Origin of the sequence: Psychrobacter sp. WY6 (genome assembly GCF_018448495.1) — a bacterium.
Classification (GTDB): Bacteria; Pseudomonadota; Gammaproteobacteria; order Pseudomonadales; family Moraxellaceae; genus Psychrobacter.
The window spans coordinates 682,850-706,905 of record NZ_CP049902.1 but is presented as its reverse complement, the minus strand read 5'-3'; the positions used below and the strand labels follow the sequence as shown (position 1 = coordinate 706,905).

Annotated in this window: 28 protein-coding genes and 3 pseudogenes; 28 read left to right on the top strand and 3 right to left on the bottom strand. The window is 42.6% G+C overall.

The features are described 5' to 3' along the window. Nucleotides 1–69: 69 nt before the first annotated feature. The 5 genes and pseudogenes from yidC to G7Y90_RS03485 all read left to right on the top strand — a co-directional run bounded on the left by yidC (nucleotide 70) and on the right by G7Y90_RS03485 (nucleotide 6,290). A pseudogene (yidC, locus tag G7Y90_RS03505) lies at nucleotides 70–1,768 on the top strand (membrane protein insertase YidC). A gap of 192 nt (nucleotides 1,769–1,960) precedes the next feature. Continuing rightward, a complete protein-coding gene (gene mnmE / locus G7Y90_RS03500) occupies nucleotides 1,961–3,400 on the top strand; it encodes a tRNA uridine-5-carboxymethylaminomethyl(34) synthesis GTPase MnmE (protein WP_250163919.1) in 1,440 nt (479 codons plus the stop codon). Nucleotides 3,401–3,594: 194 nt separating this feature from the next. Then, nucleotides 3,595–4,053, top strand: coding sequence for a transcriptional regulator NrdR (gene nrdR, locus G7Y90_RS03495; RefSeq protein WP_045453932.1), 459 nt, complete (start codon nucleotides 3,595–3,597; stop codon nucleotides 4,051–4,053). A 92-nt stretch (nucleotides 4,054–4,145) separates the two neighbouring features. Beyond that, nucleotides 4,146–5,201, top strand: a complete 1,056-nt coding sequence (ribD, locus tag G7Y90_RS03490) for a bifunctional diaminohydroxyphosphoribosylaminopyrimidine deaminase/5-amino-6-(5-phosphoribosylamino)uracil reductase RibD (protein ID WP_250163401.1) — start codon at nucleotides 4,146–4,148, stop codon at nucleotides 5,199–5,201. Nucleotides 5,202–5,628: 427 nt separating this feature from the next. Further along, a pseudogene (locus tag G7Y90_RS03485) lies at nucleotides 5,629–6,290 on the top strand (riboflavin synthase). Between the two features lie 130 nt (nucleotides 6,291–6,420). Here the strand turns inward: G7Y90_RS03485 and G7Y90_RS03480 are convergent. The 3 genes from G7Y90_RS03480 to G7Y90_RS03470 are packed head-to-tail and all read right to left on the bottom strand — an operon-like array spanning nucleotide 6,421 to nucleotide 8,970. Beyond that, nucleotides 6,421–6,957: a response regulator gene (locus G7Y90_RS03480; RefSeq protein WP_250163400.1), complete on the bottom strand. Its 537-nt coding sequence runs from the start codon at nucleotides 6,955–6,957 to the stop codon at nucleotides 6,421–6,423. A gap of 44 nt (nucleotides 6,958–7,001) precedes the next feature. Beyond that, complete coding sequence (locus tag G7Y90_RS03475; protein WP_250163399.1) at nucleotides 7,002–8,717, bottom strand: PAS domain-containing sensor histidine kinase; 1,716 nt, start codon at nucleotides 8,715–8,717, stop codon at nucleotides 7,002–7,004. 58 nt (nucleotides 8,718–8,775) lie between these two features. Further along, nucleotides 8,776–8,970 carry a hypothetical protein gene (locus G7Y90_RS03470; protein ID WP_250163398.1) on the bottom strand — a complete coding sequence of 65 codons (195 nt, stop codon included), beginning with the start codon at nucleotides 8,968–8,970 and terminating at the stop codon, nucleotides 8,776–8,778. A gap of 591 nt (nucleotides 8,971–9,561) precedes the next feature. Between G7Y90_RS03470 and fmt the strand changes: the two genes are divergently transcribed. From fmt to G7Y90_RS03365, 23 genes and pseudogenes are all read left to right on the top strand, one after another. Next, nucleotides 9,562–10,614 carry a methionyl-tRNA formyltransferase gene (gene fmt / locus G7Y90_RS03465; protein WP_443548847.1) on the top strand — a complete coding sequence of 351 codons (1,053 nt, stop codon included), beginning with the start codon at nucleotides 9,562–9,564 and terminating at the stop codon, nucleotides 10,612–10,614. 169 nt (nucleotides 10,615–10,783) lie between these two features. After that, entirely contained in the window at nucleotides 10,784–11,014 is a 231-nt protein-coding gene (locus tag G7Y90_RS03460) for a hypothetical protein (protein ID WP_250163396.1), read from the top strand. Between the two features lie 26 nt (nucleotides 11,015–11,040). After that, a complete protein-coding gene (locus tag G7Y90_RS03455; protein WP_250163918.1) occupies nucleotides 11,041–11,214 on the top strand; it encodes a transcription antitermination factor NusB in 174 nt (57 codons plus the stop codon). Further along, nucleotides 11,171–11,407 (top strand): hypothetical protein, encoded by a 237-nt coding sequence (locus G7Y90_RS03450; RefSeq protein WP_250163395.1) that lies wholly within the window; start codon nucleotides 11,171–11,173, stop codon nucleotides 11,405–11,407. The genes G7Y90_RS03455 and G7Y90_RS03450 overlap by 44 nt, the downstream gene beginning before the upstream one ends. After that, nucleotides 11,370–11,693, top strand: a complete 324-nt coding sequence (locus G7Y90_RS03445) for a hypothetical protein (protein ID WP_250163394.1) — start codon at nucleotides 11,370–11,372, stop codon at nucleotides 11,691–11,693. The genes G7Y90_RS03450 and G7Y90_RS03445 overlap by 38 nt, the downstream gene beginning before the upstream one ends. Continuing rightward, nucleotides 11,690–11,929 carry a hypothetical protein gene (locus tag G7Y90_RS03440; protein WP_250163393.1) on the top strand — a complete coding sequence of 80 codons (240 nt, stop codon included), beginning with the start codon at nucleotides 11,690–11,692 and terminating at the stop codon, nucleotides 11,927–11,929. The genes G7Y90_RS03445 and G7Y90_RS03440 overlap by 4 nt, the downstream gene beginning before the upstream one ends. A gap of 23 nt (nucleotides 11,930–11,952) precedes the next feature. Then, nucleotides 11,953–12,282 (top strand): 16S rRNA (cytosine(967)-C(5))-methyltransferase, encoded by a 330-nt coding sequence (locus G7Y90_RS03435; RefSeq protein WP_250163392.1) that lies wholly within the window; start codon nucleotides 11,953–11,955, stop codon nucleotides 12,280–12,282. Between the two features lie 41 nt (nucleotides 12,283–12,323). Further along, on the top strand, nucleotides 12,324–13,739 hold the full coding sequence (thrC, locus tag G7Y90_RS03430; protein WP_250163391.1) for a threonine synthase: 1,416 nt from the start codon (nucleotides 12,324–12,326) through the stop codon (nucleotides 13,737–13,739). Nucleotides 13,740–14,177: 438 nt separating this feature from the next. Next, nucleotides 14,178–15,170 carry a LysM peptidoglycan-binding domain-containing protein gene (locus tag G7Y90_RS03425; RefSeq protein WP_250163390.1) on the top strand — a complete coding sequence of 331 codons (993 nt, stop codon included), beginning with the start codon at nucleotides 14,178–14,180 and terminating at the stop codon, nucleotides 15,168–15,170. A 106-nt stretch (nucleotides 15,171–15,276) separates the two neighbouring features. Continuing rightward, a pseudogene (gene dprA, locus G7Y90_RS03420) lies at nucleotides 15,277–16,121 on the top strand (DNA-processing protein DprA); the annotation flags it as partial. 237 nt (nucleotides 16,122–16,358) lie between these two features. Further along, complete coding sequence (locus tag G7Y90_RS18825; protein WP_502937414.1) at nucleotides 16,359–16,514, top strand: DprA-like winged helix domain-containing protein; 156 nt, start codon at nucleotides 16,359–16,361, stop codon at nucleotides 16,512–16,514. A gap of 344 nt (nucleotides 16,515–16,858) precedes the next feature. Further along, nucleotides 16,859–17,488 (top strand): L-threonylcarbamoyladenylate synthase, encoded by a 630-nt coding sequence (locus tag G7Y90_RS03415; RefSeq protein WP_250163389.1) that lies wholly within the window; start codon nucleotides 16,859–16,861, stop codon nucleotides 17,486–17,488. Between the two features lie 122 nt (nucleotides 17,489–17,610). Continuing rightward, nucleotides 17,611–17,946, top strand: coding sequence for a GbsR/MarR family transcriptional regulator (locus G7Y90_RS03410; RefSeq protein WP_250163388.1), 336 nt, complete (start codon nucleotides 17,611–17,613; stop codon nucleotides 17,944–17,946). A 511-nt stretch (nucleotides 17,947–18,457) separates the two neighbouring features. Continuing rightward, on the top strand, nucleotides 18,458–18,991 hold the full coding sequence (locus G7Y90_RS03405) for a fatty acid desaturase (RefSeq protein WP_284143817.1): 534 nt from the start codon (nucleotides 18,458–18,460) through the stop codon (nucleotides 18,989–18,991). Next, nucleotides 18,976–19,095 carry a fatty acid desaturase gene (locus tag G7Y90_RS17670; RefSeq protein ID WP_349773395.1) on the top strand — a complete coding sequence of 40 codons (120 nt, stop codon included), beginning with the start codon at nucleotides 18,976–18,978 and terminating at the stop codon, nucleotides 19,093–19,095. The genes G7Y90_RS03405 and G7Y90_RS17670 overlap by 16 nt, the downstream gene beginning before the upstream one ends. Nucleotides 19,096–19,340: 245 nt before the next feature. After that, nucleotides 19,341–19,841 carry a hypothetical protein gene (locus G7Y90_RS03400; protein WP_250163387.1) on the top strand — a complete coding sequence of 167 codons (501 nt, stop codon included), beginning with the start codon at nucleotides 19,341–19,343 and terminating at the stop codon, nucleotides 19,839–19,841. Nucleotides 19,842–19,864: 23 nt separating this feature from the next. Continuing rightward, entirely contained in the window at nucleotides 19,865–20,830 is a 966-nt protein-coding gene (locus G7Y90_RS03395; protein ID WP_250163386.1) for a TIGR01777 family oxidoreductase, read from the top strand. 44 nt (nucleotides 20,831–20,874) lie between these two features. Beyond that, nucleotides 20,875–21,342: a hypothetical protein gene (locus G7Y90_RS03390; RefSeq protein WP_250163385.1), complete on the top strand. Its 468-nt coding sequence runs from the start codon at nucleotides 20,875–20,877 to the stop codon at nucleotides 21,340–21,342. Between the two features lie 112 nt (nucleotides 21,343–21,454). Then, nucleotides 21,455–21,634: a hypothetical protein gene (locus tag G7Y90_RS03385; RefSeq protein ID WP_250163384.1), complete on the top strand. Its 180-nt coding sequence runs from the start codon at nucleotides 21,455–21,457 to the stop codon at nucleotides 21,632–21,634. Further along, nucleotides 21,562–22,302, top strand: coding sequence for a fatty acid desaturase family protein (locus tag G7Y90_RS03380; RefSeq protein ID WP_250163383.1), 741 nt, complete (start codon nucleotides 21,562–21,564; stop codon nucleotides 22,300–22,302). Before G7Y90_RS03385 ends, G7Y90_RS03380 begins: the two co-directional genes overlap by 73 nt. A 41-nt stretch (nucleotides 22,303–22,343) precedes the next feature. Then, a complete protein-coding gene (locus G7Y90_RS03375) occupies nucleotides 22,344–22,805 on the top strand; it encodes a thiol-disulfide oxidoreductase DCC family protein (protein WP_201552190.1) in 462 nt (153 codons plus the stop codon). Between the two features lie 187 nt (nucleotides 22,806–22,992). After that, nucleotides 22,993–23,592 (top strand): hypothetical protein, encoded by a 600-nt coding sequence (locus tag G7Y90_RS03370; RefSeq protein ID WP_250163382.1) that lies wholly within the window; start codon nucleotides 22,993–22,995, stop codon nucleotides 23,590–23,592. Nucleotides 23,593–23,724: 132 nt separating this feature from the next. Continuing rightward, the gene (locus tag G7Y90_RS03365) at nucleotides 23,725–23,961 is read left to right on the top strand and encodes a hypothetical protein (RefSeq protein WP_250163381.1); all 237 of its coding nucleotides are present in this window, start codon (nucleotides 23,725–23,727) and stop codon (nucleotides 23,959–23,961) included. The last annotated feature ends 95 nt before the right edge of the window (nucleotides 23,962–24,056 follow it).

Below are 24,056 nucleotides of genomic sequence, written 5' to 3'. Positions count from 1 at the left end.
TGATAATTGTACGGTCATGACACATGCCCTAATTTTTCATTCCCTAATTTTTTAATCTAGGAAAGGTTTATGCAAAAGATATTTCGGGTGATGATCATCATTGCGATGTTAATCACCGCTTATCTGCTGATTTTGGCATGGCGAGATGATTATGCCGATGCGCCAGCTGTAGATGCGGTGTCAGAAACCACTGCTTCAGTAGGTGCTGACATCCCTTCGACAACTGGTGCCGCAGGTGATATTCCGGTACAGACATTGCCTGTTGATAACAATACAGTCGCTAATGATGCTGTGACGGCAACGCCTGCTAAAGACACGGGATTAATCACGGTCACTACCGATCGCTATGATATAAAGATCAATCCAGAAGGCGGCGATATTGTTTATGCTGCTCTTAAGCAGTATGACGCAACGCTCGATAGCGATAAGCCTTTCGTATTGCTAGAGAATAATAGTAATCGCGTGTATGTGGCTCAGTCTGGTCTTATTGGTCCTAACGGTATTGATACTGCAGAAGGTCGTGCCAAATACAGCCATACTGCTAATAATTACGTCATGGAAGCAGGGCAACAGACGCTGTCAGTACCGCTTACTTATAAAAAAGATGGCTTGACCGTTACTAAGACATTTACCTTTACTGAAAATAAATATCCGATTGATATTAGCTATCAAATACAAATGCTTCTACACAACCGTGGCAAGGTCAGCTATTTGCCCAGTTGAAACGTGATGACAGTAAAGATCCAGGTATGTCTGATAAAGGTGCGCTTAGTATGGCGACTTATTTAGGCGGTGCTTGGGGTACTCCTGATGATCCATACAATAAGCTCAAATTTAAAGACTTTAATGATGGTGAGCTAGCTGTTAGTAGCGATAAAGGTTGGGTTGGTGTTGTGCAGCATTATTTTGTATCAGCATGGATACCTGAAAACTTTACCGCTACTTTCTTTAGCCGTGAAACAGGCGATGATTACTTCATCGGTTTCAACAGTCAACCTGTCAATGTCGCGCCAAATAAACAAGTGACATTAGATGCCACGTTATACGCTGGTCCTAAAGTACAATCTGAGCTAAAAGATGTGGCAGTAGGCCTTAATAAAACGGTTGATTATGGGTTGTTATGGCCAATATCGAAAATTTTATTTGCCATCTTGGACGGTATTCATAAAGTCATAGGTAACTGGGGTTGGTCAATCATTGTATTGACGATTTTAGTCAAAATTGCTCTGATGTGGTTCTCGAATAAGAGTTACTATTCAATGGCGAAGATGCGTGCGATTGCACCAAGATTAGCCGCACTTAAAGAAGAGCATGGCGACGATCGAATGAAGATGTCGCAAGAAATGATGGCTATTTATAAAGAAGAAAAAGTCAATCCAATGGCAGGTTGTTTGCCTATTTTGATGCAAATGCCTATCTTCTTAGCGCTATATTGGGTATTGGTTGAAAGTGTTGAGCTGCGTCATGCGCCTTGGATTTTATGGATTCAGGATTTATCGGCGATGGATCCTTGGTTTATTTTACCATTGCTGATGGGTGCCTCGATGTTTGTACAGCAGCAGCTAAACCCGCAGCCAGCTGATCCGATGCAAGCGAAAGTGATGAAGTTCTTACCAATCATTTTTACTGCTTTCATGCTGTTTTTCCCAGCGGGTCTCGTACTATACTGGACAGTCAACAACTTGTTTAGTATGACTCAGCAATCATATATGTCAATAAAAAAGTCGAAGAAGAGCAAAAGCGTCGTACTGTTAAAGTATTGGACTAAGTAGCTCATCAATTGATAAAAGACCATCGCTACGGCGGTGGTTTTTTTATGTGTGACATTTCTATTATCGCTCACTGATCTGAAATAAAATAAGCGCAAAGCATGGCTATTTAAAGTTTGCTTTGTCAGTCTGTGTCCAGCCGTCTATAATGGAGTTTTTAGCTATTGAGAGTAATTGTGGATTCCCTAGAGATGGCGTCAAACGTACCTAAAGCATCTGAACCACCTAAAGCATCTGGCTTGGCCACGATTGCGGCTATTGCCACACCGCTTGGAAGAGGTGGCGTTGGTGTTATACGTCTGTCGGGTGCGCGTGCTTATGACATTGCCTGTACACTAACGGGTAAGTCTGCTTTTACGCCACGTATGGCCAGTTTTTGTCGTTTTTATCAGGCTGATGGTACAGTAATTGATGAAGGGTTAGTGCTGTACTTTAAAGGCCCGCATTCGTTCACAGGGGAAGATGTGATTGAGCTGCAAGGGCATGGCGGCATGATTCTACAAAACCAACTGCTAGCAAGGGTATTTGAGCTGGGCGCAAAACAAGCGGGTGCTGGGGAATTCTCTTATCGTGCTTTTGATAATGATAAATTGGATTTGGTACAAGCAGAGGCTATCGCTGATGCCATTGATGCGACCAGTGCTGCCGCTGCGAGTAGTGCCATTCGCTCGCTAAGTGGTGAGTTTTCAAAGAAGATTAATCAGCTATTAGAGCAGCTTATTCATCTTCGCTTGCATGTTGAAGCGGCGATTGATTTCCCTGACGAAGAAGACGTGGATTTTTTATCAGACGGCGTCATACAAAGTAAACTGGAGCAAACGCAAGACAAGATACAGCAAGTATTGGCGACCGCCAAGCAGGGTCAGCTCCTACGTGATGGTATTCATGTGGTCTTAGCAGGTAGACCAAATGCGGGTAAATCAAGCTTGCTGAATCGTCTGGCAGGGCAAGAGCGCGCTATCGTTACTGACGTTGCAGGTACGACTCGTGATACGCTGCAAGAGACCGTGGTGCTCAACGGTTTGACACTTCATCTTACCGATACGGCGGGTCTGCGTGACACAGAAGACACGGTAGAGCGTATTGGAATTGAACGTGCGCGTACAGCCATTACCCAAGCTGATATGCTGCTGATGGTCTACGATGTGACTCGTGATCTTGAAGAAGAAAGTACGCCGCTACAGCTTGCAGAACAATTATTTGGTGAGTTACCAGAGGCCAAACGCTTATTGATTATTGCTAATAAGAGTGATTTGTTAAGTGACTTACTAGATGATAGTAGCAGTCAAATACCCTCTGTCTCGCAAATCGCAATAAAAGAACGTGGTTATGAACAAATTAATGTTTCATGTGAAACAGGTGCTGGTATCGATAATCTGGTCGAAGCCTTATGTGCTAAGGTCGGTTTTCACCAAAACAGCCTAATTGCTCGCACACGTCATATAGATGCACTTAGACGCACAGCCGACTCTTTAGCAGAGGCGCACGAGCAGTTAACGGTGTTTCAAGCAGGTGAATTAGTCGCCGAAAGCTTACGTCAGGCTCAGAACAGTTTGGGTGAGATTACGGGAGCGTTTAGTGCGGATGACTTGTTGGGCAAAATCTTTGGTAGTTTCTGTATTGGAAAATAACCAGCCGATTTTTTTGAATTGCTTGATACAACTCGTCAATTCTCAGAAAATTTGGTCTTATAAGTAGTGACTTGTGACTTGTGACTTGTGACTTGTGACTTGTGACTTGTGACTTGTGACTTGTGACTTGTGACTTGTGACTTGTGACTTGTGACTTGTGACTCTTGCGCTTAATATTAAAATAAGGAAACGCTATGCACTGCCCATATTGTAACGCGTCAGAAACTAAAGTTATTGATTCGCGTCTGGCAGCAGAAGGTGCGCAAGTCCGTCGTCGCCGCTCATGCAATAGCTGCCAAGAGCGTTTCACTACTTTTGAGATGGTAGAAGTAGTGATGCCAAGAATCATCAAGTCAAGCGGTAAAATTGAGCCTTATGATAACGAAAAACTGCGCCGCTCTATTTTATTACCATTGCAAAAGCGCCCTATCACCATTGATGAACAAGAAGCGATGATCAGTCGTATTGAGAAGCGTGTCAGACAGATGGGTGAGCGCGAAATCAGTAGCAAGGTGTTGGGTGAGATCATCATGAGTGAGCTTAAAACGTTAGATGATGTTGCTTATGTGCGCTTTGCTAGTGTTTACCGCGACTTTCAAGATATTGATGCTTTTCATCAAGAGATTGCAAATATTCGTCCAAATGATAAGTAAATTGATGAATACAATCGAATCTTACCTATTTACTCTTTAGTTCAATTTTTTTCTTAGATAGAATTTTCTGTAATCTAATGAAGTCTACTTTTATGCCAGTCTCAAACCATACTCAGAATGCGCAAGACCGCTACTTTATGATGCTTGCGATCGAACAAGCCAAACAGGGTTTATATACCACCAGACCTAATCCAGCGGTAGGCTGTGTCATCGTGCAAGCAGAAGCGATCGTCGGTCAAGGGTTTCATCCGAAAGCTGGTCAGCCTCATGCAGAAGTATTTGCGCTAAAAGAAGCGGGTGCGAGGGCTTTAGGTGCAACTGCCTATGTGACTTTAGAGCCTTGTAGTCATACGGGGCGTACGCCACCTTGTGCTTTGGGTCTTATTAGTGCTGGTGTGAAACGTGTCGTAATCGCAGGGCTCGATCCCAATCCGCAAGTGGCAGGACGCGGTGTAAAACTGTTAGAGCAGGCTGGGATTCAAGTGACAGTCGGTATATTAACCGAGCAAGCAGAAGCTTTAAATCGTGGATTTTTAAAGGCAATGCGCACCCAGATGCCTTATGTACGACTTAAAATTGCCACTAGCCTTGACGGTCGTACCGCGATGGCATCTGGCGAGTCAAAATGGATTACCTCAGCGGCTGCCCGCGAAGATGTGCAGAAGCTACGTGCACAAAGTGGCGCGATTATTACCGGTAGTGAGACGGTTATCGCGGATAATCCACAGCTTAATGTACGTTCCAACCAATTAGCTGTGCCACCTGAACAAGTTCCTGCTCCTAAGGTTGTCGTACTCGATAGGCGGCAGCGCTTAGAACACAGCTTACAGTCTGACTATCAATTATGCCGTCGACCGGATACGATTTATTGGCGCGAAGATAACTTGACTGAATTACTAAAAAAATTAGTCCGTGATCATCAGTGTTATGACGTGTTGGTAGAGGCAGGGGCTAGTGTTGCTGGTAGTTTCTTAAGCCAACAATTGGTAGATGAGTTGATTGTTTATCAGGCGCCTTGTTTGTTGGGCGCGCAAGCCAGACCGATGGTTGATTTTAACCCATTGTCTCTAGCTCAGCAGTTGCGTTTTAATATTTATAGCCATGAAACATTAAGTCCTGACCTTAAACTAACTTTATTACCGCTATAACTGGTTATTTATAAACAGATTATCCACAGTTTGTGCTAAATAATTGCTCAATTTGGATAAACAGCCAGTGTTGTGCAAGGTTCCACATGAAACTGTGCATAACTTTGTTTCACATGAAACAGAAAACTAGGTCTTTTATAAAAAAATTGATATTAATTCAATATAATTAGTACTTAGGTTTTATTTACTAAGCTTTATTGATGTTAGTCATATCTTGTTTTCTGTGGATACTTAACGGAAATGCGGGTTTTTAATACATTATGATTGATTTATCAGTACTTATCCACAATCTCTCCCATCATAGCTCAATTAAGCCCAAGTTGCCATAAAAAACTGGCTTAGACAATGCTGCCACAATCTTAATAGATCAAGATATGTTGTCTATAAAGACAATATCATAATGAAATGAGGTCGATATGTTACTGGAATTATAGAGAGTGTTGGAAAGGTTAAGTCATGCAGCCTACGGGCGGTGATATACGTTTGACGATAGAGTCTGATGGTTTGGATTTTAGTGATGTGAAGCTAGGAGATTCTATTGCCTCCAATGGTATCTGCTTAACCGTCGTAGACCTAGGGAGTAATCATTACTCGGTCGATGTCTCACGTGAAACTATCGCTCGTACCGCATTAGAAACTTTAAAAGCTGGTCATACAGTGAATTTAGAGAAAGCGATGCTACCAACCACGCGTTTTGGTGGTCATATCGTCGCGGGTCACGTCGATGGCGTCGGCGTGGTCAGTAAGTTGCAACAAGATGCGCGCTCTATCTATATCGAAATTGAGATACCACAAGAGCTGGCGCACTATACAGCGACCAAAGGCTCCATCACGGTTGATGGTATTAGTCTGACGACCAACCTTGTACGAGACAATATTGTCTCTTTAAATATCATTCCACATACCGCACAAGTGACCAATATCGCTAAGCATTGGCTGGTTGGAAATAAAGTCAATATCGAAGTGGATATCGTCGCGCGCTATTTAGAACGTTTGTTAAATAAGTCGCAAACCAGTGGTATGAATACGCCAAGTCCGCAAAGCCAAATTACAGAAGCATTTTTAGCAGATAATGGTTTTATGAAATAATTGGTTCATGAAGTAGCTTATTTATGAAGTAGCTTATTTATGAAGTAGCTTATTTATGAAGTAAAAACTTAAACCTAAAAAGTAGGTTTTACAGATTGTCATGATTTTATGAAGCTCTGTAAAACCGACTCTAGCTCTTTTTATTGATCGGTTTGGCTAAAAATTCATCCATTCCTACTTCTATACAAGCGTCGCGATCTTCTTTGGTGTTGTTTGCAGTCAGCGCCACAATCGCAATTTTATCGCCTTGCGCACGAATCGCTTGGGTAGCCTGTAGCCCATCCATGACAGGCATGCGACAGTCCATCAAAATGAGTGAGATATCTTGACGCTGTTGTTGTAGCATATCTAACGCTTGCTGACCATCTTCTGCGACTACACTACGATAACCAAGTTTACTCAATATCTTGCACGTTATTTTCTGATTGGTTGGACTGTCTTCTACTACCAAGATAAGTGGCAATACATTCTCGTTGGCAGCTTTATCTGCTTCGTTTGCTAGCTGCTTATTCTCTTCTTTTATCTCTATGGCTTGAACCAGCTTCTGTCTCGCTGGTAAGGTTAAGCGCAGTAATTCAGAGAGCAATAAAGTCGCATCTAATGGTTTGCTCAAGAATCCTTCATATTTATCTAATAATATAGAGGGAATACGGCGCTCAGGTTTCATACTGAGTAGTATCTTTGGTAGCGACGGATTATCGAGTAGGGTATTTAATGCTTTTGTCTATCATCATTCCCTATCGCCTGATTAGCGGAAGCAATAGACAGGGTTTCATAATATTCGTAATCTAATAGCAAGATAGGGGCGAGCCTTTGCTCGTCTTGCGCCAGTTTTTCGTTTAATTGTTGTAGATCTAATTTATCTATAGAGGTATAGATAGTAGCTGACATCGATAAATATGCACAAAAATCGCGCAGATGTTTGGCACGTAGTGGTTGTTTAATCACTGCTATTAGATGGATATGAGTCAAATGCTGACTATGATGATAAATAGGCTGATAGTTTGGACGTCTGCAAGGCAGATAAAGATTCAGACTGCTGCCTTCAGTCATCGTGCTTTTTATTTCAATAAAACCACCCAATAATCGCGCAAAACTATTGACGTTATTTAACCCTAGGCCTTGCCCAGTCGTATTCTTTTGAATGTAATTAACGTTTCGATGGGTGTTTTGGTTGTTGCTTTTATTAAGCTGAACCAACAGTTGATGTTGCTTCGCTATATCGATGCCCATACCGCTGTCTTTTATACTAAAACGAATCCAGTCGTGTGAGGCATGATTGGGATTGTCTTTATTGATTTGACTACTTTTAATCAGTGTAAGGTCTTTATTAAGATTTACTAAGCTTCGGTTTTTTGTTGCTAATAGCTCTGCATTACTGACCGTTTCGATGGTCAGAGATACATAGCCAGAAGTGGTAAATTTCACTGCATTATCTAATAAGTCGTACAAGATTTGCTGTAGGCGCTGATGGTCTGTATCAATACAACGCGGACTGTCAGGTGTAAAAAAATACAGCAGCTCAAGTCCTTGCTGCCTTATCCTTTCTATAAATGACTGACTGACTTGTTGCCCCAGTCTATAAATATCAACAGGCTCAATGCTTAGGCGGGTTTTTCTTACCGCTATCTCCTCGATGTCTAGCACATCATTAAGTGTCGTTAGCATACTCTGACTGCTTTTAATTAAAGATATTAAAATGTCATTCTGCGCAGCAGTCAATGTCTCAGGATCAATCGGTTCTAGCGTGTCAATCATTGCTTCTAATGGAAGGCGCAAATCATGACCCATCGTCGATTTAATTGTATTAAACTCATCAATTTGGCGTTGTAGCCGTTGATTTTGTTGCTGTAATTGCCCTATTTGACTGGCAAATTCATTAACATTATTCAGCAGTACGGTAAAGCCGTGAACCTGACCATGTTCACCAAACCATGGCGTAACGTGCAATTGGTAAGCCTGTTCATTTTCTAACCCATAGACTGTTAAGGTACGAGTGACGCGTAGGTTGGATAACGTTTGCAGCAATCGTTGCGTGGATTCATCTTTACCCGCGATAAAATCCGTCAGTTCATAGTTGCTATCGCTTTGCGGTAAAGACATGAATATTTGTTCAAAGCGTTTATTGAAAAAGCTGATTTGACCATGACGCATGATCATCAGCATCGGTAAAGGGGATTGATCAACCAAACTTTCAAGACGGTGTGTTAAAGTTTTAATGCGGCGATAGTCATTATGCAGCTGGTAGCTGACACGGCTCAGCGCATGGCCTAAACGCAGAAACTCAGGCGTAGATTTTTTTTGCAAAAAAGGCGGCGGACTATAGGCTTCTTTTGCGTGGCTACTTAGATTGTCCGTATAAATCAGTAGCTGTTCCCAATTGGTGCGACGATTGAGCATATACAGCAAAGCGATAATAAACAGCATGATCGCTGCCATCAATGGCAACCAGTAGCGATATGATATCCAGTCAATGATAAGCGGTTTATGGCGCAATATAATATAAATGATGACCACTTTTGAGTTTAATGGTGCCGGTTAAGTTGCGATTATTGAGCGTGTAAGCACTATGACTGCCATTATTAGAAGGGGATGAGCTAATGATAGGAAACGTAACGTTAGCAAAAGTACGCTCATTGGGCTGAGTATGGCGATGGATATAAGTCTGCCCAGAGGGCATCAAAAACCAGCTGATAGCTTATGTCTCCAAATACGGGTTTTTCTAAAATCCTTTTAATGTCAGGGTTTAGAAGATCATCACGTTCAGTAACTTCATACTGCAATGTATGAAAAGTATCGATACTTTGCTGTTCACTTTGTTTTTCATCTCGTGAAACAGCGCAAAAAATAGATAGACAACATGACCAGCAAGGTCAGTGCATAAAATATGAGTAAGCGCTGTAAGGACTGAAACTGTTGCATGAAAGCGTGGTCCTATATCGACACAAGAAACATAGTGAGTAAGTAATCAGTTTGGCACAGTAGTTGGTTTATTCAAGTCGTTTTAACTTTTACGGTTTTACAGCTATTATCTAGAAAAAAATGGTGAATGGCAGTGGAATATCGCTCAATCACGCATTGTTTTGTAAATAAACTCATCAATAAGAGCGCCCTGCTTGCTTTCTATTATAAAGACAAACCGTATCATTGGTAACGCTCGATTACCGTTATTACAACCATGGCACAACATCGCAAACTCACCTATAATGAGTCAACCAACCCTATATAATGCCTGTTTATGACTATAATTGCTTCTGCCTTCGATTTATCCATGCCATCTACGACGAAAGATTGCTCATCTAGTAAGCGCTTAAGAGTTGCGTTTGCTGGCACTCCTGAGTTTGCCGCCGTTAGTCTTGAGGCTCTTATCAGCCAGCAAGAAGCGTTGAATATAGACATCGTCGCTGTGTATACGCAACCTGATCGCAAGGCAGGACGGGGTCAAAAATTATCAGCCTCTGCAGTAAAGCAAGTCGCATTGGCGCATGATATTGCAGTTGAGCAGCCTCTCACCTTTAAAAAATCTAGTAGTGAAGGGTTGATCGCACGTGAGACTCTGCGTAGTTATCAGCCAGATGTGATGATTGTCGCGGCTTATGGCTTGATATTGCCGATTGGTGTATTGACCACACCGACTTATGGTTGCCTCAATATTCATGCGTCCTTATTACCACGCTGGCGCGGTGCAGCACCTATTCACCGTGCATTATTGGCGGGTGATAGCGAGACGGGCATTACCATTATGCAGATGGATAAAGGGCTTGATACTGGCGACATGCTTTATAAAGTCAGCGCACCTATTAAGGCTGATGATACGGCTGCCAGCCTCCATGATAAAATGGCTGAGCTTGGTGCAACGGCTATTATTACCGTGCTAAAGGACTTGCCACATTATCAAGCACAAGCAATCGCTCAAGATGACAGTCAAGCCAATTACGCTGAAAAACTCGTCAAAACTGAAGGTGAAATCGACTGGACACAATCAGCGACTATTATCGAACGACAAATTCGCGGTTTGACGCCATGGCCAGGTGCTTATACTTTTTTGGCAGGGCAACGTGTCAAGATTTTAGCCAGCTTACCTGTGAATCCGTCGCAGCAAACCAATCAGCCTGCTGGTACGGTCATCAGTGTTGGACGCAAAGCGATATTGGTAGCTTGTGGTCATGACAGTAATATTGATAATGGTCTCGAAAAACCGCAAGCCAGCACTTTAGCTATCACCCAATTACAGTTTGCTGGTGGTAAACCAATGACAGCCGAGCAAATCTGCCATGGTAACCAATTGAATGATGGTGATCAGTTCACAGCAGACTCAAAATAATTGCTTCTAAATCAGTTTAATACCGCTTAACCTTATTTTTTATATTCGTCATTTAATACCAAACAATCCAACTTTTATCAGACGCTAACTATTAGGCGTCAAGGAAATTCAATTTAATGAGAAGCACTGCACCAAGAAAAAAGCTAACAAACCGTCAAGCAACCTTATCATGAATGGTAGCGTCCGCGTCCGCGTCATTCGCACTTTACTGGCGATTCAAAATGGTCAGTCGCTTGCAAGCGTCCTTGATCCGCTACTAAACAGTTTGCATGACGGGGATAAAGGTTTTGCTCATGCGCTATTGTTGACGACGTTGCGCCAATGGTACGCCCTTGAGCGTCTACTCGATAGTCTGGCTGATAACTCTATTGATGAAAAAGAAGTACGTACGACCAAGTAGGTCTAACGCAGCTACTCTATTTGCAAGTGGCTGACCATGCGGCGATTCATGAAACGGTTGAAGCAGCAAAAGAAATTGAGTTTGCGCATGCGACGGGTTTAATCAACGCCATTTTGCGTAAAGTTGCTAAGAACCCAAGTAAATTCCGTAAGAAGTGTGATAAAAAACAGCTTACCGAATTGGCTTGCCTATCAGCTTAAGCAAGACTGGAGTGAGCAGTATGACGACCTGATGCAGGGTTTACGTCAACCTGCACCAATGTTTTTGCGCGTGAATACAGCGGTGACTTCGATAGAGGACTATCAGCAAGCATTGGTGGAATTTGAAGTTGAAGCAGATCTGGTTGAGCTAACAAGTGGTTTTTTTAGCCAGCTCGGATGCAGCCGCATCTAATGGCATATTAACCAAAGGGTTAAGATTACATCAAAGTACCGCAGTCAATGCCTTACCGCAATTCGCTGAAGGTGCGGCTAGTGTACAAGATATGCATGCTCAGCTTGCCGCGCCGCTTATTCATAACGCTTTAATTAATAAGCTGAGTGTTAAAAACGACGATGCAGACGGCGATATAGACACCAATAACAACGAGATCCGCATTTTAGATGCTTGTGCAGCGCCGGGTGGTAAGCTTGCTCATTGGTTAGAATTAATCAGCTCAAGTCTTCGTTGTTTCACGTGAAACAAGACGATGCTGAAACGTCGCCTGTGATTTCGAAAGTTAAGATTACTGCGATAGATAATGAGGCGCCACGTATCGAGCGTATTCATACTAATTTACAGCGCTTAAACCTAAGTCAGCACGACTTGCAGCAAGCTGAGAAAAATATTGAGCTTAATATTGTCTGTGCTGACGCAACGACATGGCAAGGCGCTGGTAAGAAAAGAGCAAACTCGTATTTGACGCTATATTATTAGATTCACCTTGTACAGCGACTGGCGTGATTCGTCGTCATCCTGATATCAGTATCTTGCGTACCGAAGAAGACGTTGAGCAAACGGCACTCTTACAAGCGGATATCTTGCACAATCTATGGCCACAACTTAAAGTTGGCGGTTATCTGTTGTATGTCACTTGCTCTATCCTAAAGCAAGAGAACGTCGAGCAGATGCAAGATTTCATGACTCACTATAATAATGTAGTAGCCGTTGAATTTAGCGACGATTGCAATTGGGGTATCGAACAAGCAATCGGTCGTCAGTGCTTACCAATAGATAGCGAGAGCGGCGATGGCTTTTATTATGCCTTGCTGCAAAAAACTGCTGAATAAACCGTTTTAACTAATAATCTCATTATAGACAGGACAATCTAATGAAATATATCAGTACCCGTGGTCAGACAGCGCCGATGGATTTTAGTGATGTGTTATTAATGGGTCTTGCCCCAGACGGTGGTTTGATGTTGCCTGAGCACTATCCGAATATTGATAGTGCGACGCTTACTGAGTGGCGCACGCTAAGCTATCCACAGCTGGCGATGGCGATTATGCAGCGCTTTGCGACTGATATTCCTGTGGCTGATTTGCAAGACATTATTAAGCGCACTTATACCGCTGAGGTATTTGGCTCTGATGAGATTGTTCCTGTCCGTAAGCTTGAAGACAATTTATATATTCTAGGATTATCAAACGGTCCGACGTTAGCGTTTAAAGATGTTGCCATGCAGTTTTTGGGTAATGCTTTCGAATATGTGCTTAAAAGAAAAGACGCGCGTATTACCATCATTGGTGCCACCAGTGGGGATACAGGTAGTGCGGCAGAATATGCTTTGCGTGGTAAAGAAAATATCGAAGTCTTTATGCTGTCACCGCATGGCAAAATGAGTGAATTCCAGCGTGCGCAAATGTATAGTTTGACTGATAAAAACATCCATAATATTGCCATCGACGGCATGTTTGATGATTGCCCATCGTCAAAGCCCTACAGCAATGCTGAGTTTAAAGCGGCTTATAATTTAGGTACGGTTAATTCTATTAACTGGGGTCGTATCCTAGCGCAGATTGTTTATTACTTTAAAGCCTATTTTGCGGTCACTACAAGCAACGATGAAAAAGTCAGTTTTAGCGTGCCATCAGGCAACTTTGGTAATATTTGTGCCGGTCACATTGCACGTGAAATGGGGCTGCCAGTTGATCGTCTAATCGTCGCAACCAACGAAAACGACGTGCTTAACGACTTCTTTAATCAAGGTGCTTATCAGCCGCGTCCGACTGATAAAACTTATATCACTTCAAGCCCATCGATGGATATCTCTAAAGCCTCTAACTTTGAGCGTTTTGTTTATCTCTTATTAGATAAAGACAGCGCCCGCGTTCATGAGTTATTTGAAGGGGTGAAATCTGGTCAAGGCTTTGATTTGTCTGACCTAATGGAGGCGGTCAACACTCGCTACGGTTTTGCTGCGGGTAAATCGACCCATAGTGACCGCTTACAAACCATTAAAGCGCTGTATGAGCAGCATGGAGAGTTGGTTGATCCGCATACCGCTGATGGTATCAAGGTTGCCAAAGAGCTACAGCGCGAAGGTGAGGTGATTGTTTGTGCCGAAACCGCACTGCCAGTGAAATTTGCCGATACGATCATCGAAGCTATTGGACCGATAGAAATCGCACGCCCAGCCCATACCGAAGGCTTAGAAGCGTTACCGCAGCATGTGGTGGTGCTTGATAATGATGCCGAATTAGTCGCTGAGCAAATTCGTCAGCATGTGATACCAAATCCAGCATAAATCAGAGTTGATTTTAATGCTTATTTTCATGAGGAACTCTACAAATTTCAATGACGAACTATAGAAATAATATTCATATAAAAGTTACGCCATTGTAATAAAGTGTTTATGATTGTGTTATGGTAGATATAATTGTAATATTAGAAACAGCGTCGGCGACTCATCATTTTGCTAGACGCTTTTTTAGTAATCATACCAGCCAATTACACTGAACAGCTGCCCTATAAGCGTCATGATAATCGTACGATTAAGTCCTTTTACGACCCTCATTGCTTGTCACTATTTTAATGACAGTCAAAGATTAAGGTTAAGTAATAGATCTCAATGGTACTAATTGTGGCGACAACAGCGGTACATATTGTGGATATAACAATGAAGATGAGCTTAAAAACGATAGCAAAAGCACTGTTAATCACGACATTTAGTAGTGCAATGCTAATGAGTACTGCCCACGCTAACAATCCACCACCAGCCATCAAAGCGGATGCGCCCAATCGCTATATCGTCAAAAAAGGCGATACGTTGTGGGACATATCAGGACGTTATTTAGACAGTCCGTGGCGCTGGAAAGAAATCTGGGCAACCAATAAGCAAATCAAAAACCCCAATCTTATTTATCCTAACGACATCCTTATCTTATGTGTGATTCAAGGTAAAACCTTAATTGGTGTTGATACTGGCGAAGGTTGTGCTGGAGTTGAAAAGCAGTTAACGGGTAACGTGGTATCTAGCACAGTCTCAGTCACTTCAACAGCCAACAGTATTCCACCACTTCCGTGGTCTGCTATTCAACACTGGTTAGATAAGACAGTCATCGTTAATCCACAAGATTTTAATACCACCCCTTATATATTGGCCTCTAAAAAAGGCAATTTAATTACCGCCAGTGGCGATAAAGTATATGCCAAAGGTGTGCCACTGATCGTCGGTCAGCGTTATGGTATCTACCGTGAAGGAGAGCTATATGTTGAGCCAAAGACCCAAGAAGTTATCGGTTTAGAGGTCACGCAAGTTGCGACGGGTTTGGTTACTTCGACAGAAACCAACGGCGTCAGCAGTTTGCAGCTCACCGACAGTTACGACAAAGAAGTGCGTGAAGGTGATCGCGTATTTGTTGAATTGAATAACTCTATTCCACCTGTGTTTTATCCAGCCCCTGCAACGGTCAGTCGTGGTGGCATGATTGTCCGCGTCATGGACTCAATCAGCTCAGCAGCGAAGGGTAGTGTTGTTGCTATCAACTTAGGTAGTACCCATGGTGCTAAGCCTGGTGATGTATTGACTGTCTATCAAAAAGGGGCTTTGATCCGCGATACCAAAGACATGACACGCCAGTACGCTTACCAAATGAGCCAAGCGGTATGGTCATGGTATTCAATACTTTCGATAATATTAGCTATGCTTATGTGCTTGATTCAGAGCTACCATTAAACGTCGGCGACCAGCTGTTACCACCGCCATATCTATAAATGAGTACACTATAAGTGAGAACATGCTTATTTTTGGACGGGACACACTAGCTTACTATACGAGCTAGATGATTATGATGGCAGTTACTTCTTCTTTATCAGATGAGCAACGCGCAGTACTGGCGCTGTGGACTGAGGTGAATGCATCATTATCTGCTTATCATAAGCTCATTACTTCTTTTGGCACGGCAGAGCTTGCTTGGTACGCCAAAGTAGATGCGTGGCGGCAATTGGGTATTCATCATACCCATCTTGCCCGTCATGAACAGTCAGAGCAAACGCAAGCCAGTATTGATAAAATTCAGCAAGCGCTCATCGAAGGACGCTACGGTCTGCTATTTTCTGACCAGCCTGATTATCCCGTACAGCTCTCGCAAATCTATGACCCACCGCCTGTATTATTTTACCGAGGCAATAAAGCTCGCTTGCACCAGGCACAAGTCGCTATTGTTGGCAGCCGAAAACCCACCGCCCATGCCCAAAAAATTACCTTTGATATCGCGCAATATTTGGCGCAAGCTGGTTATATCATTACCAGCGGTCTTGCCATGGGTGTCGATAAGCGAGCACATCTAGGCGCGTTAGCACAGGCGAATGCTGAATATCAAGGTCGAACAATTGGAGTCATGGGTACAGGTATTGAGGTCAATTATCCCAATCATCATAAATTGTTTGCCCAGATAATTGAACAAGGCGGCTGTATTTTAGTGAATTGTTGCCGCATACAATGCCACATAAGCATACGTTTCCACGGCGTAATCGTTTGGTCGCTGGATTGAGCTTAGCAACGATTGTGACGGAGGCAACCATTCAGAGTGGTTCGCTGATTACCGCGCGTTTAACCTCGGAACAGGGTAAGCAAGTTTTTGCCATTCCAAGTCATATTGAGAATAGCAATGCAGAAGGTTGTCATCATTTGATACGTGAAGGCGCGACCTTAATTTATCATCCGCAGCAAGTGCTAGAGGATATCAATAGTCAGTTGCCATATAACAGTCATTCATTTCAATCAAATGTCTTATCTACATTGAATCGTAGTCAGAAAGAAAACCCTTCAGAAAACGTTAGTAGTTCTACTGCAGATACTGGCAAGCTAGCATCATCCAATATTAAACCTTCTCCCAGCGCTATCGTCGTACCAGAGCATTTGATGCTTGTGTATGAGCAGCTTGATTGGCACGGGCAGGATTTAGATGCGCTGATTATCGCTACCAAACTTGCCACACCGCAGCTGATTGGACAGTTAATGGAGCTTGAATTATTAGGCGTCATTAGTGTGCAAGGCGGAAGGTATTTGCGCGTCTAAAATCGTACTTTCTATCGCTTTAGGCTTTTCACTTATCTACTGCCAAGTGATTGACTACAGTACAATCTAGGGCGTGTCATCAATTAGATTGTGAGGCTTAAAATGAGAAAAATTGTAGATAAACAAGGAAGTAATTGCCGTTAATATGAACATATTGACAAAATTGCTGACGATGTTTAGCAAAATTTAGCCATTTTAAGACCACTAAACGTACTAATGTGCTAATTGATGACACGCCCTAGGTAGCTGCTAATAAGGTCGCTTTAAACTTCGCTGCCCTAATTTTTCTTAGTCTTATGTTATGATGAGTGCTTAAATTTCTACCTTTTTGAAGCCTTCAAGCCATGGAAAAATACACATCTTTTACTACTGACTCTGTCATTCAAGCTGCCAAATGGCTTAAAGAAGGACAGCTACTTGCTTATCCCACCGAAAGCGTTTGGGGTATTGGTTGTGACGCTTATGACGAAGCAGCCGTTCAATGTATTTTATCCATTAAACAGCGTCCACAAGCCAAAGGCATGATCGTCATTACTGACAGCGCTGAGCGTTTAAAGCCGTTACTAGAGCCTTTAGAAGAAGGTCTGCGCCAACAAATCATCAAGAGTTGGCAGGCAGATACTGACAGTATAGAGCTACAAGGTAAGCAAGCCCATACATGGCTACTGCCTATCCCTCAGACACTTGAAACGACTATCCCTCCTTGGATCAAAGGGCAGCATCAAACAGTGGCGGTTAGAGTTATTGCGCATCCTATGATTCGTCAATTGTGCCAACAACTGGTCGACGTTCAAAACCCATTTGGGCTATTGGTTTCCACAAGCTGTAATCCATCAGGACAACCGCCTGCTATGACTTTCACTGATGCTTATGGATATTTCGGCGAGCAAATCAGCTACTTGCAGGCTAACACTCTAGGCTATACTTTACCGAGCCAAATTCGTGACGCAACCACGGGTTTAGTGATTCGTTAGCGCATGACAGTCAACCAAGCGATGAGTGTTATCTATTGATTTCACTATTGACAGAAATAAAAGAATAGCGCAAGATAGTAGATAAAATAATCAAAACTTATAAAGTAGAGTACATATTAATCATGAAACTAAATCCTGTGACCGAAAAATTTATCTTACATTGGGGTGAAATGGGCTCGCAGTGGGGCGTCAATCGCACCATGTCACAGATTCATGCGTTGTTATTCATAATTGGTAAGCCACTAAATGCTGAAGAAATTACCGAAACACTTGGTGTTGCTCGCTCTAACGTCTCAAACAGTATTAAAGAGTTGCAGCATTGGGGCTTAGTACAAAAGGTCTCGATATTGGGTGATCGTCGCGATCACTTCACGACCATACTGACGTTTGGGAGCTGGCACGCATCATTGTGGTTGAACGACAAAAGCGTGAGCTTGAGCCAACTGTACAGTTTTTAGAACTCATGGATGACAGTCCTGAATTTGAACATGAAAATAATGAGGTAAAGTCACGTTTCGTGATACCCAAGAATTCGTTAGTACCCTAACCACATGGTCATCTGAGATGCTTAAACTGCCCACAAGCATCCTCAAAAAAGTCCTAAAACTAGGCGCTAGTATTAAAAAGGTTTTACGTTAATAGCTGTGTAATTTAAAATAAAAATTTGCAATACAATTTCTGTTTTGACAGAAATATATGTAATAAATATAAAAGCCAGTTAAGTTTAAGTGAGATAAGTTTCTATAAAATAGCAGTAACAAAAAATAGTAATAACAAATGGATGTGTAAAATGACAGTCAATCAGACACACGCTAATAAAGAGCCAGCCATTAAAAAGGCTGTTGCTGCAGTCGAGTGGCAGGATTTGCGCCAGTTAACGCGCGGTCAAATCGCTTACAACGTTATTTTGCCTTATCCATTTTTGTTGTTGTCTTGGTGGTTTACTAGTCAATCATGGTATGTATTGGCGTGCGGGGCTTCTTATTGTTTTTTGCTGCCGCATTTCGCCAAGCGCACGATGGCTATCATCATAGTTTGGGTACAGGAAAACGTACAACCACCGCCATATTATTATTGCTCAGCGTACTATTAATGACCAGTTTGCACAGCATTCGAGCCACGCACATGGCGCATCATCGTGACCCATTGGGCGATAGTGATATTGAAGGCAGTCTAGCAAAAGACTCATGGTGGCAAGCGCTGCTCGGCGGAATAACTTATCGACTCGATATTTATCGTCAAGGATTGCGCCTAAGTAGCCGTCGCAATAAAAGCTTGGCTTGGCTAGAATTTGGCTTGATTGCTTTAGTCGTCTTGGTTACCTTCGTACTGACCGTATTTACTATTCCTACTCTTACGATATTAGCGCAAGTATTGATGTACCACATATTGACCATGATGTTGGCGAATGCCAGTGTCGGCATCATTGCGGGTGGGGCGTACACCATGATTGTGATGAGACAATCGCTCGCACCGAGCGCAATCCTTTGGTCAACTTGCTGACCTTTAATTTGCTTTATCACGTAGAGCATCATCTCTTTCCTGCTGTGCCATCCAATCATTTACCTGAGCTTGCCAAGCGTTTAGATGCAACAGCGCACATCTGACCAAAGCACATGTATTGCCAAGTATGGTTAACGTCATAGATTTTATTAATTATCGTTGGAACAAATTAAAGAATAAATCTCAAAATAGTAATGATAGTGACTGTCCTATTCGTAAGCGTTTTGCTTAATCAGTAGGCTAAATAAAATCAAGATACTTATCCACCAATTATCCACAGGAATTTCATTGGCTTTGGCAACGCCGTATTTATACTGAATTAACGATGAATGTTAATGGGATAAATAGAATGAAAACGAATAATGAGTTAGGTGCGTATCCTTATCTACAAGTGATTATTTTGTTTGCAGGGTTTGGTAGCTTAGTTGGTGGAGTGATTGCAGAGCTGGCTTTATTGTTCATTTTTAGGAATGCGGATTTTGCCCAAATTGGTTACCAGCCATTACTCTATGTTGGTCTGCTTGGTTTTATTCCTGCTTTATTAACGGGTGTTATCGTCGCTTATAAGAAGATATGGCGCGGTGATCACAAGAGTCTACGCACGACATTTTTAGTGGGGTTTATAACGTCAGCAGGTTATATGGGTGCAATCATCCTATATTTAGGCATCAACTCATGGATGGAGGTTGGCGTGCTACTGGCCTTTATGATTGGTATAGGATTGTTTGGCGCAATCAATTCAGCGATTGCCAGCCGCATTGCTTTACCAAAAGTACGTAAAAGTCATTTTGATCTTAGTACTAAAAAAGTAGACGATGGCTATAACGGATTAAGTTTTACTAAACGATAAGCGAAAAATATAGGGAGTAGGACATGAATATTTTAATCAGTGGTGGCTCAGGCTTTTTAGGCAGTGCTTTTAGTGACGAGCTGATCAAACGCTATCGTACGCAGGATAAGGACTTACACATTACATGGCTAACACGCGATAGCAGCCAAACGCATCCTGACGCGATCAGCATGATGACCTACGATGAGCTAGCGAGTTCGGATAAAAGCTTTGATGTTATCTTAAATCTAGCAGGCGCAGGCATTGCTGACTCGCGCTGGAGCGATGCGCGCAAAGAGCAGTTGCTCGCCAGCCGTATCAAGCCTACCGAATCCTTATTGGCATTTATTAAGCGCACCAATATTAAGCCCAAGCTAATGGTCAGCGGCTCTGCGATTGGCTGGTATGGCGCACAAGGCGATAAACCTCTTACCGAAAGCAGTGGTTTTGAAACTGATTTTGCCCATCAATTATGTCATGAATGGGAGCAGTTAGCGCTCAAAGCCACTGAACATGGCGTGCCTGTGGCTATCGTGCGTACGGGTGTGGTTATCCATCCTGAAGGCGGCATGCTCGGTAAGTTATTAACCCCATTTAAAATGGGTGTCGGCGGACAGTTGGGTGATGGCAAACAAATCATGAGCTGGATCAGCCGTGACGACTGGGTTGGGGCAGTGATATTCATCATTGAAAAGTATCTTGCTAATTATGCGGACACTCAGACTACCGATGATCACTCGTTAGAAACTATCAATGATACGCCAGTGCTGGTGTATAACCTCACTGCGCCTAATCCAGTGACCAATCATACTTTTACCAAAACGCTTGGAGCATGGCTACACCGGCCCACCTTTTTTACTTTACCCAATTTTCTGCTTAAGCTGATATTTGGTGAGATGTCGACTCTATTAATAGATGGACAAAAGGTATTGCCGCAAGCATTACAGGACGCAGGTTATGATTTTAAACAGCCAACACTGAAGCAAGCTTTAGAAGAGCAGAGTTCGTAAATCATTAAGCGATTGTTTCATGTGAAACCTAAATAGAGATGTGTATGAGTGATATTGAGATTAGCGCTACAGCCACAGCCACAGCCACAGCATCCAGCTATCCTAAAGCTAAGGTAATAGGAACTTATGGATTGTTGGGAGGTGCGATAGGTGGTCTGATTGTCTGCTTATATATGATTGTGATGCTTGCAATTGACAGTAATATTTTTAGGCAAGAGTTAACAGATATTTTCAAAATGCTATTAGCTTCTATTGTAGGCGGATTCTTTTTTGGTTTGCTCCCTACGTTAGTAGCTGGATTAACTATATGTAAGTTGAAGATAGTCTTTGACTCCATACTAAAAATAGTACCGTTATTCTTCATTGGATTCTTTAGTACTTTTATATTTTCAGTTTGGATTATAGCAACAGATGTTTTTTTAGAGAAAATAATATTTGGATTGGTTCTTAGCTTGATAGGTGGAGCCAGCGCTGTGATTACAGTTTTAATAGCACTACCTAAACATAAATAAAATTTATCTAATAATTTCACTATTGACAGAAATAAAGTAAATTAAAACAGCCGATTAAATTAAGTGGTCGCGCCAGCAGACAGCTAGCTTATCACCAAGTAAGGAGAACATCATGCGTCATCCTTCGTTAGCCAATATTGAATGGCAAGATTTGCGACAGCTTAGTCTTGGCGAGACTGTTTATAATATTTTCTTATCTTTACCTTTTTTATTATTGTCATGGTGGAGCGCTTGGCAAGGCTGGTGGTTACTTGCGCTTGTGGCGACTTTTTTCTTTTTACTGCCGCACTGAGACAAGCCCATGATTGTTATCATCGAACGTTGGGAGTAGGTAAGCTTGCTACTGAAACCATGCTGTTTTTTCTCAGTATCACCATGCTCTGTAGCACGCATGCTATTCGGCACACACATCTCAATCATCATAGAGATCCACTTGGAGACAGCGATGTCGAAGGTAATTGGGCTCGCCTGCCTTGGTATCAGGCGATATTAGGCGGTGGGCTATTTTCGATTATGATTCAGTGGTTTGGTTTGACGCATGGTAGTCGTAGCAATCGTATACTCGTTGGCTTTGATCTGTTGCTTATTTTCGCAGTGATTGTCGCTGCTTTTATCACGACGCATCCAGTTTTGATATATCACGTATTGGTGATGATATTGGCCAATACGATGGTAGGATTCTTTGCAGTATGGAGCGTCCATCATGGTTGTGATGACGTGGTATATGCGCGCAGTGAGCGTCATCCATTGATTAATTTACTGACTTTTAACTTACTCTATCACATCGAGCATCACTTATTCCCAGCGGTGCCAACCAATCATTTACCGGTACTGGCCAAGCGCTTAGATGCTACCGCTCCGCAGTGGACACAGCAGTCCGTCATTCCTTTTTTAGCGCCAGTCAATAAGTATCCAGTAGTACACATGATTGAACATAGTGAGCATGAACGAAAAATCTAATAGTCTTGATACTGAGATATCACTCATACAGGAGTCGTAAGATGATTATCCAAAATCATATCAACAGTTATAGAGAGCAAGCGAATTTGTCCATTACCATGTACTACGATGATGCGTGCGTGATATGCAGCACCGAGGCGCATAATATGAAAAAACGTCAACCGGAAAAGATACACTTAGTTCCTGTAGACGAGGGGGTTGATGAGTTGGCGGCCGCAGGATTTAGCCGTAAGGATGCGATGACTTATATGTGTATGCAAGACAGCTACGGCAATTGGTACACGCATATGGATGCCGTACGACTGCTCTACAGGACGGGCGGCGTTAAATGGTCACCGTTATTGTTTTTGCCAGTGGTCAAGCAACTTGGCGACTTCGCTTATCCGTATGTCGCGCGCAATCGATATAGAATCCCAAATTGGGTGACAAAGTTGCTCTATGGCAAAGCGGTGATGCAAGCTTGTGACAATGGCGTCTGTAAAATAGCACCAGATAAACGTTAAAGTACGTTTAGTGGCAACCATTTAGTTTTGTGGCAACAGCACTTTAGAGGCAAAGCATATGAAGTTTTCGTGGAAAAAAAGACGCTATATCCAGAGCATCAAATTTTTCACGTAAGATAGCGTTATCTTTATCTAAGCAGACTTGATTATGTGGTTCTTCATTGTTTTCACTCAGTTGCTAGCTGTTATGACCAGCGTGCTTCTCTGCTGGTTTGTAAAGCCAAAAACGACAGCTGCAAAAGCTGCACTGATAGCTGTTGTCTTTATTATTAATAATGTGGCTCTCATTTATGGTCTAACTGAGTTTTGGGGTGAGCGCTTTCACGTCTATCTGGTCGTTAGTATTTTGCAAGGTTTTATGTTTTATGCGGGTTTGATAACTGCTGTAGTTGCGCTACTCGTTTATCCGCTTTTTAGACGGAAATCTCATCCAATACTCTTGCGCGCTCTATTTGTCATGATTTATATAGCCATTGTTAGTTTAGCTATATTCAATGCTTACTCACCTGAAGTACATCGATTGACGGTCACGACTGCCAAACCTCTGGATAAGCCAATGAAAATAGCACTCGTTTCTGATACGCATTTAGAGATGGTTTGGCAATCGGCAGATAAAAAAATGGTGAGTCTCATCGATGCGCAACATCCCGATGTCGTGGTTATCGCTGGTGACATTATGACAATACCATTGCATACGATAATACGAATATGCATGAGCAGTTATCAAGCTAAAGGCACCGCTTGGCGTCTATGCGACTTTAGGCAATCACGATTATTTCGGTTATGACAAGCAGATCACACAGGCGGTGGAAGAGGCGGGCATCAAAGCACTTGATAATGAAAGTGTGCTATTAAATGACTCAGTGTGGCTGGTGGGGCGCTCAGATGATATCGTACTAGACTGTCAGCCGAGGAATTATTGACACAAGTAGACACAGAAAAACCGGTGCTATTTTTGGAACATCGTCCTAGCGCGATGGATGAGGTCAGCGCCCTGCCAGTCGATTTGCATTTATCTGGGCATACCCATGGCGGGCAGATATTTCCACTAACGCTATTGATGAATTGGTTGACACAGCTAAACTATGGCAGCAAGAAAATCGATACGCAGTTTTTTGGTGACCTCTGGTTATGGTATCGGTCCCGTACCATTTAGACTGGGAACGCGTTCTGAGATTTGGATAATTACGTTGCAGTCTGGTGTATGAGCCATTTAAATAAACAGTGTTACCCCTATGATAAAGCCTTTAC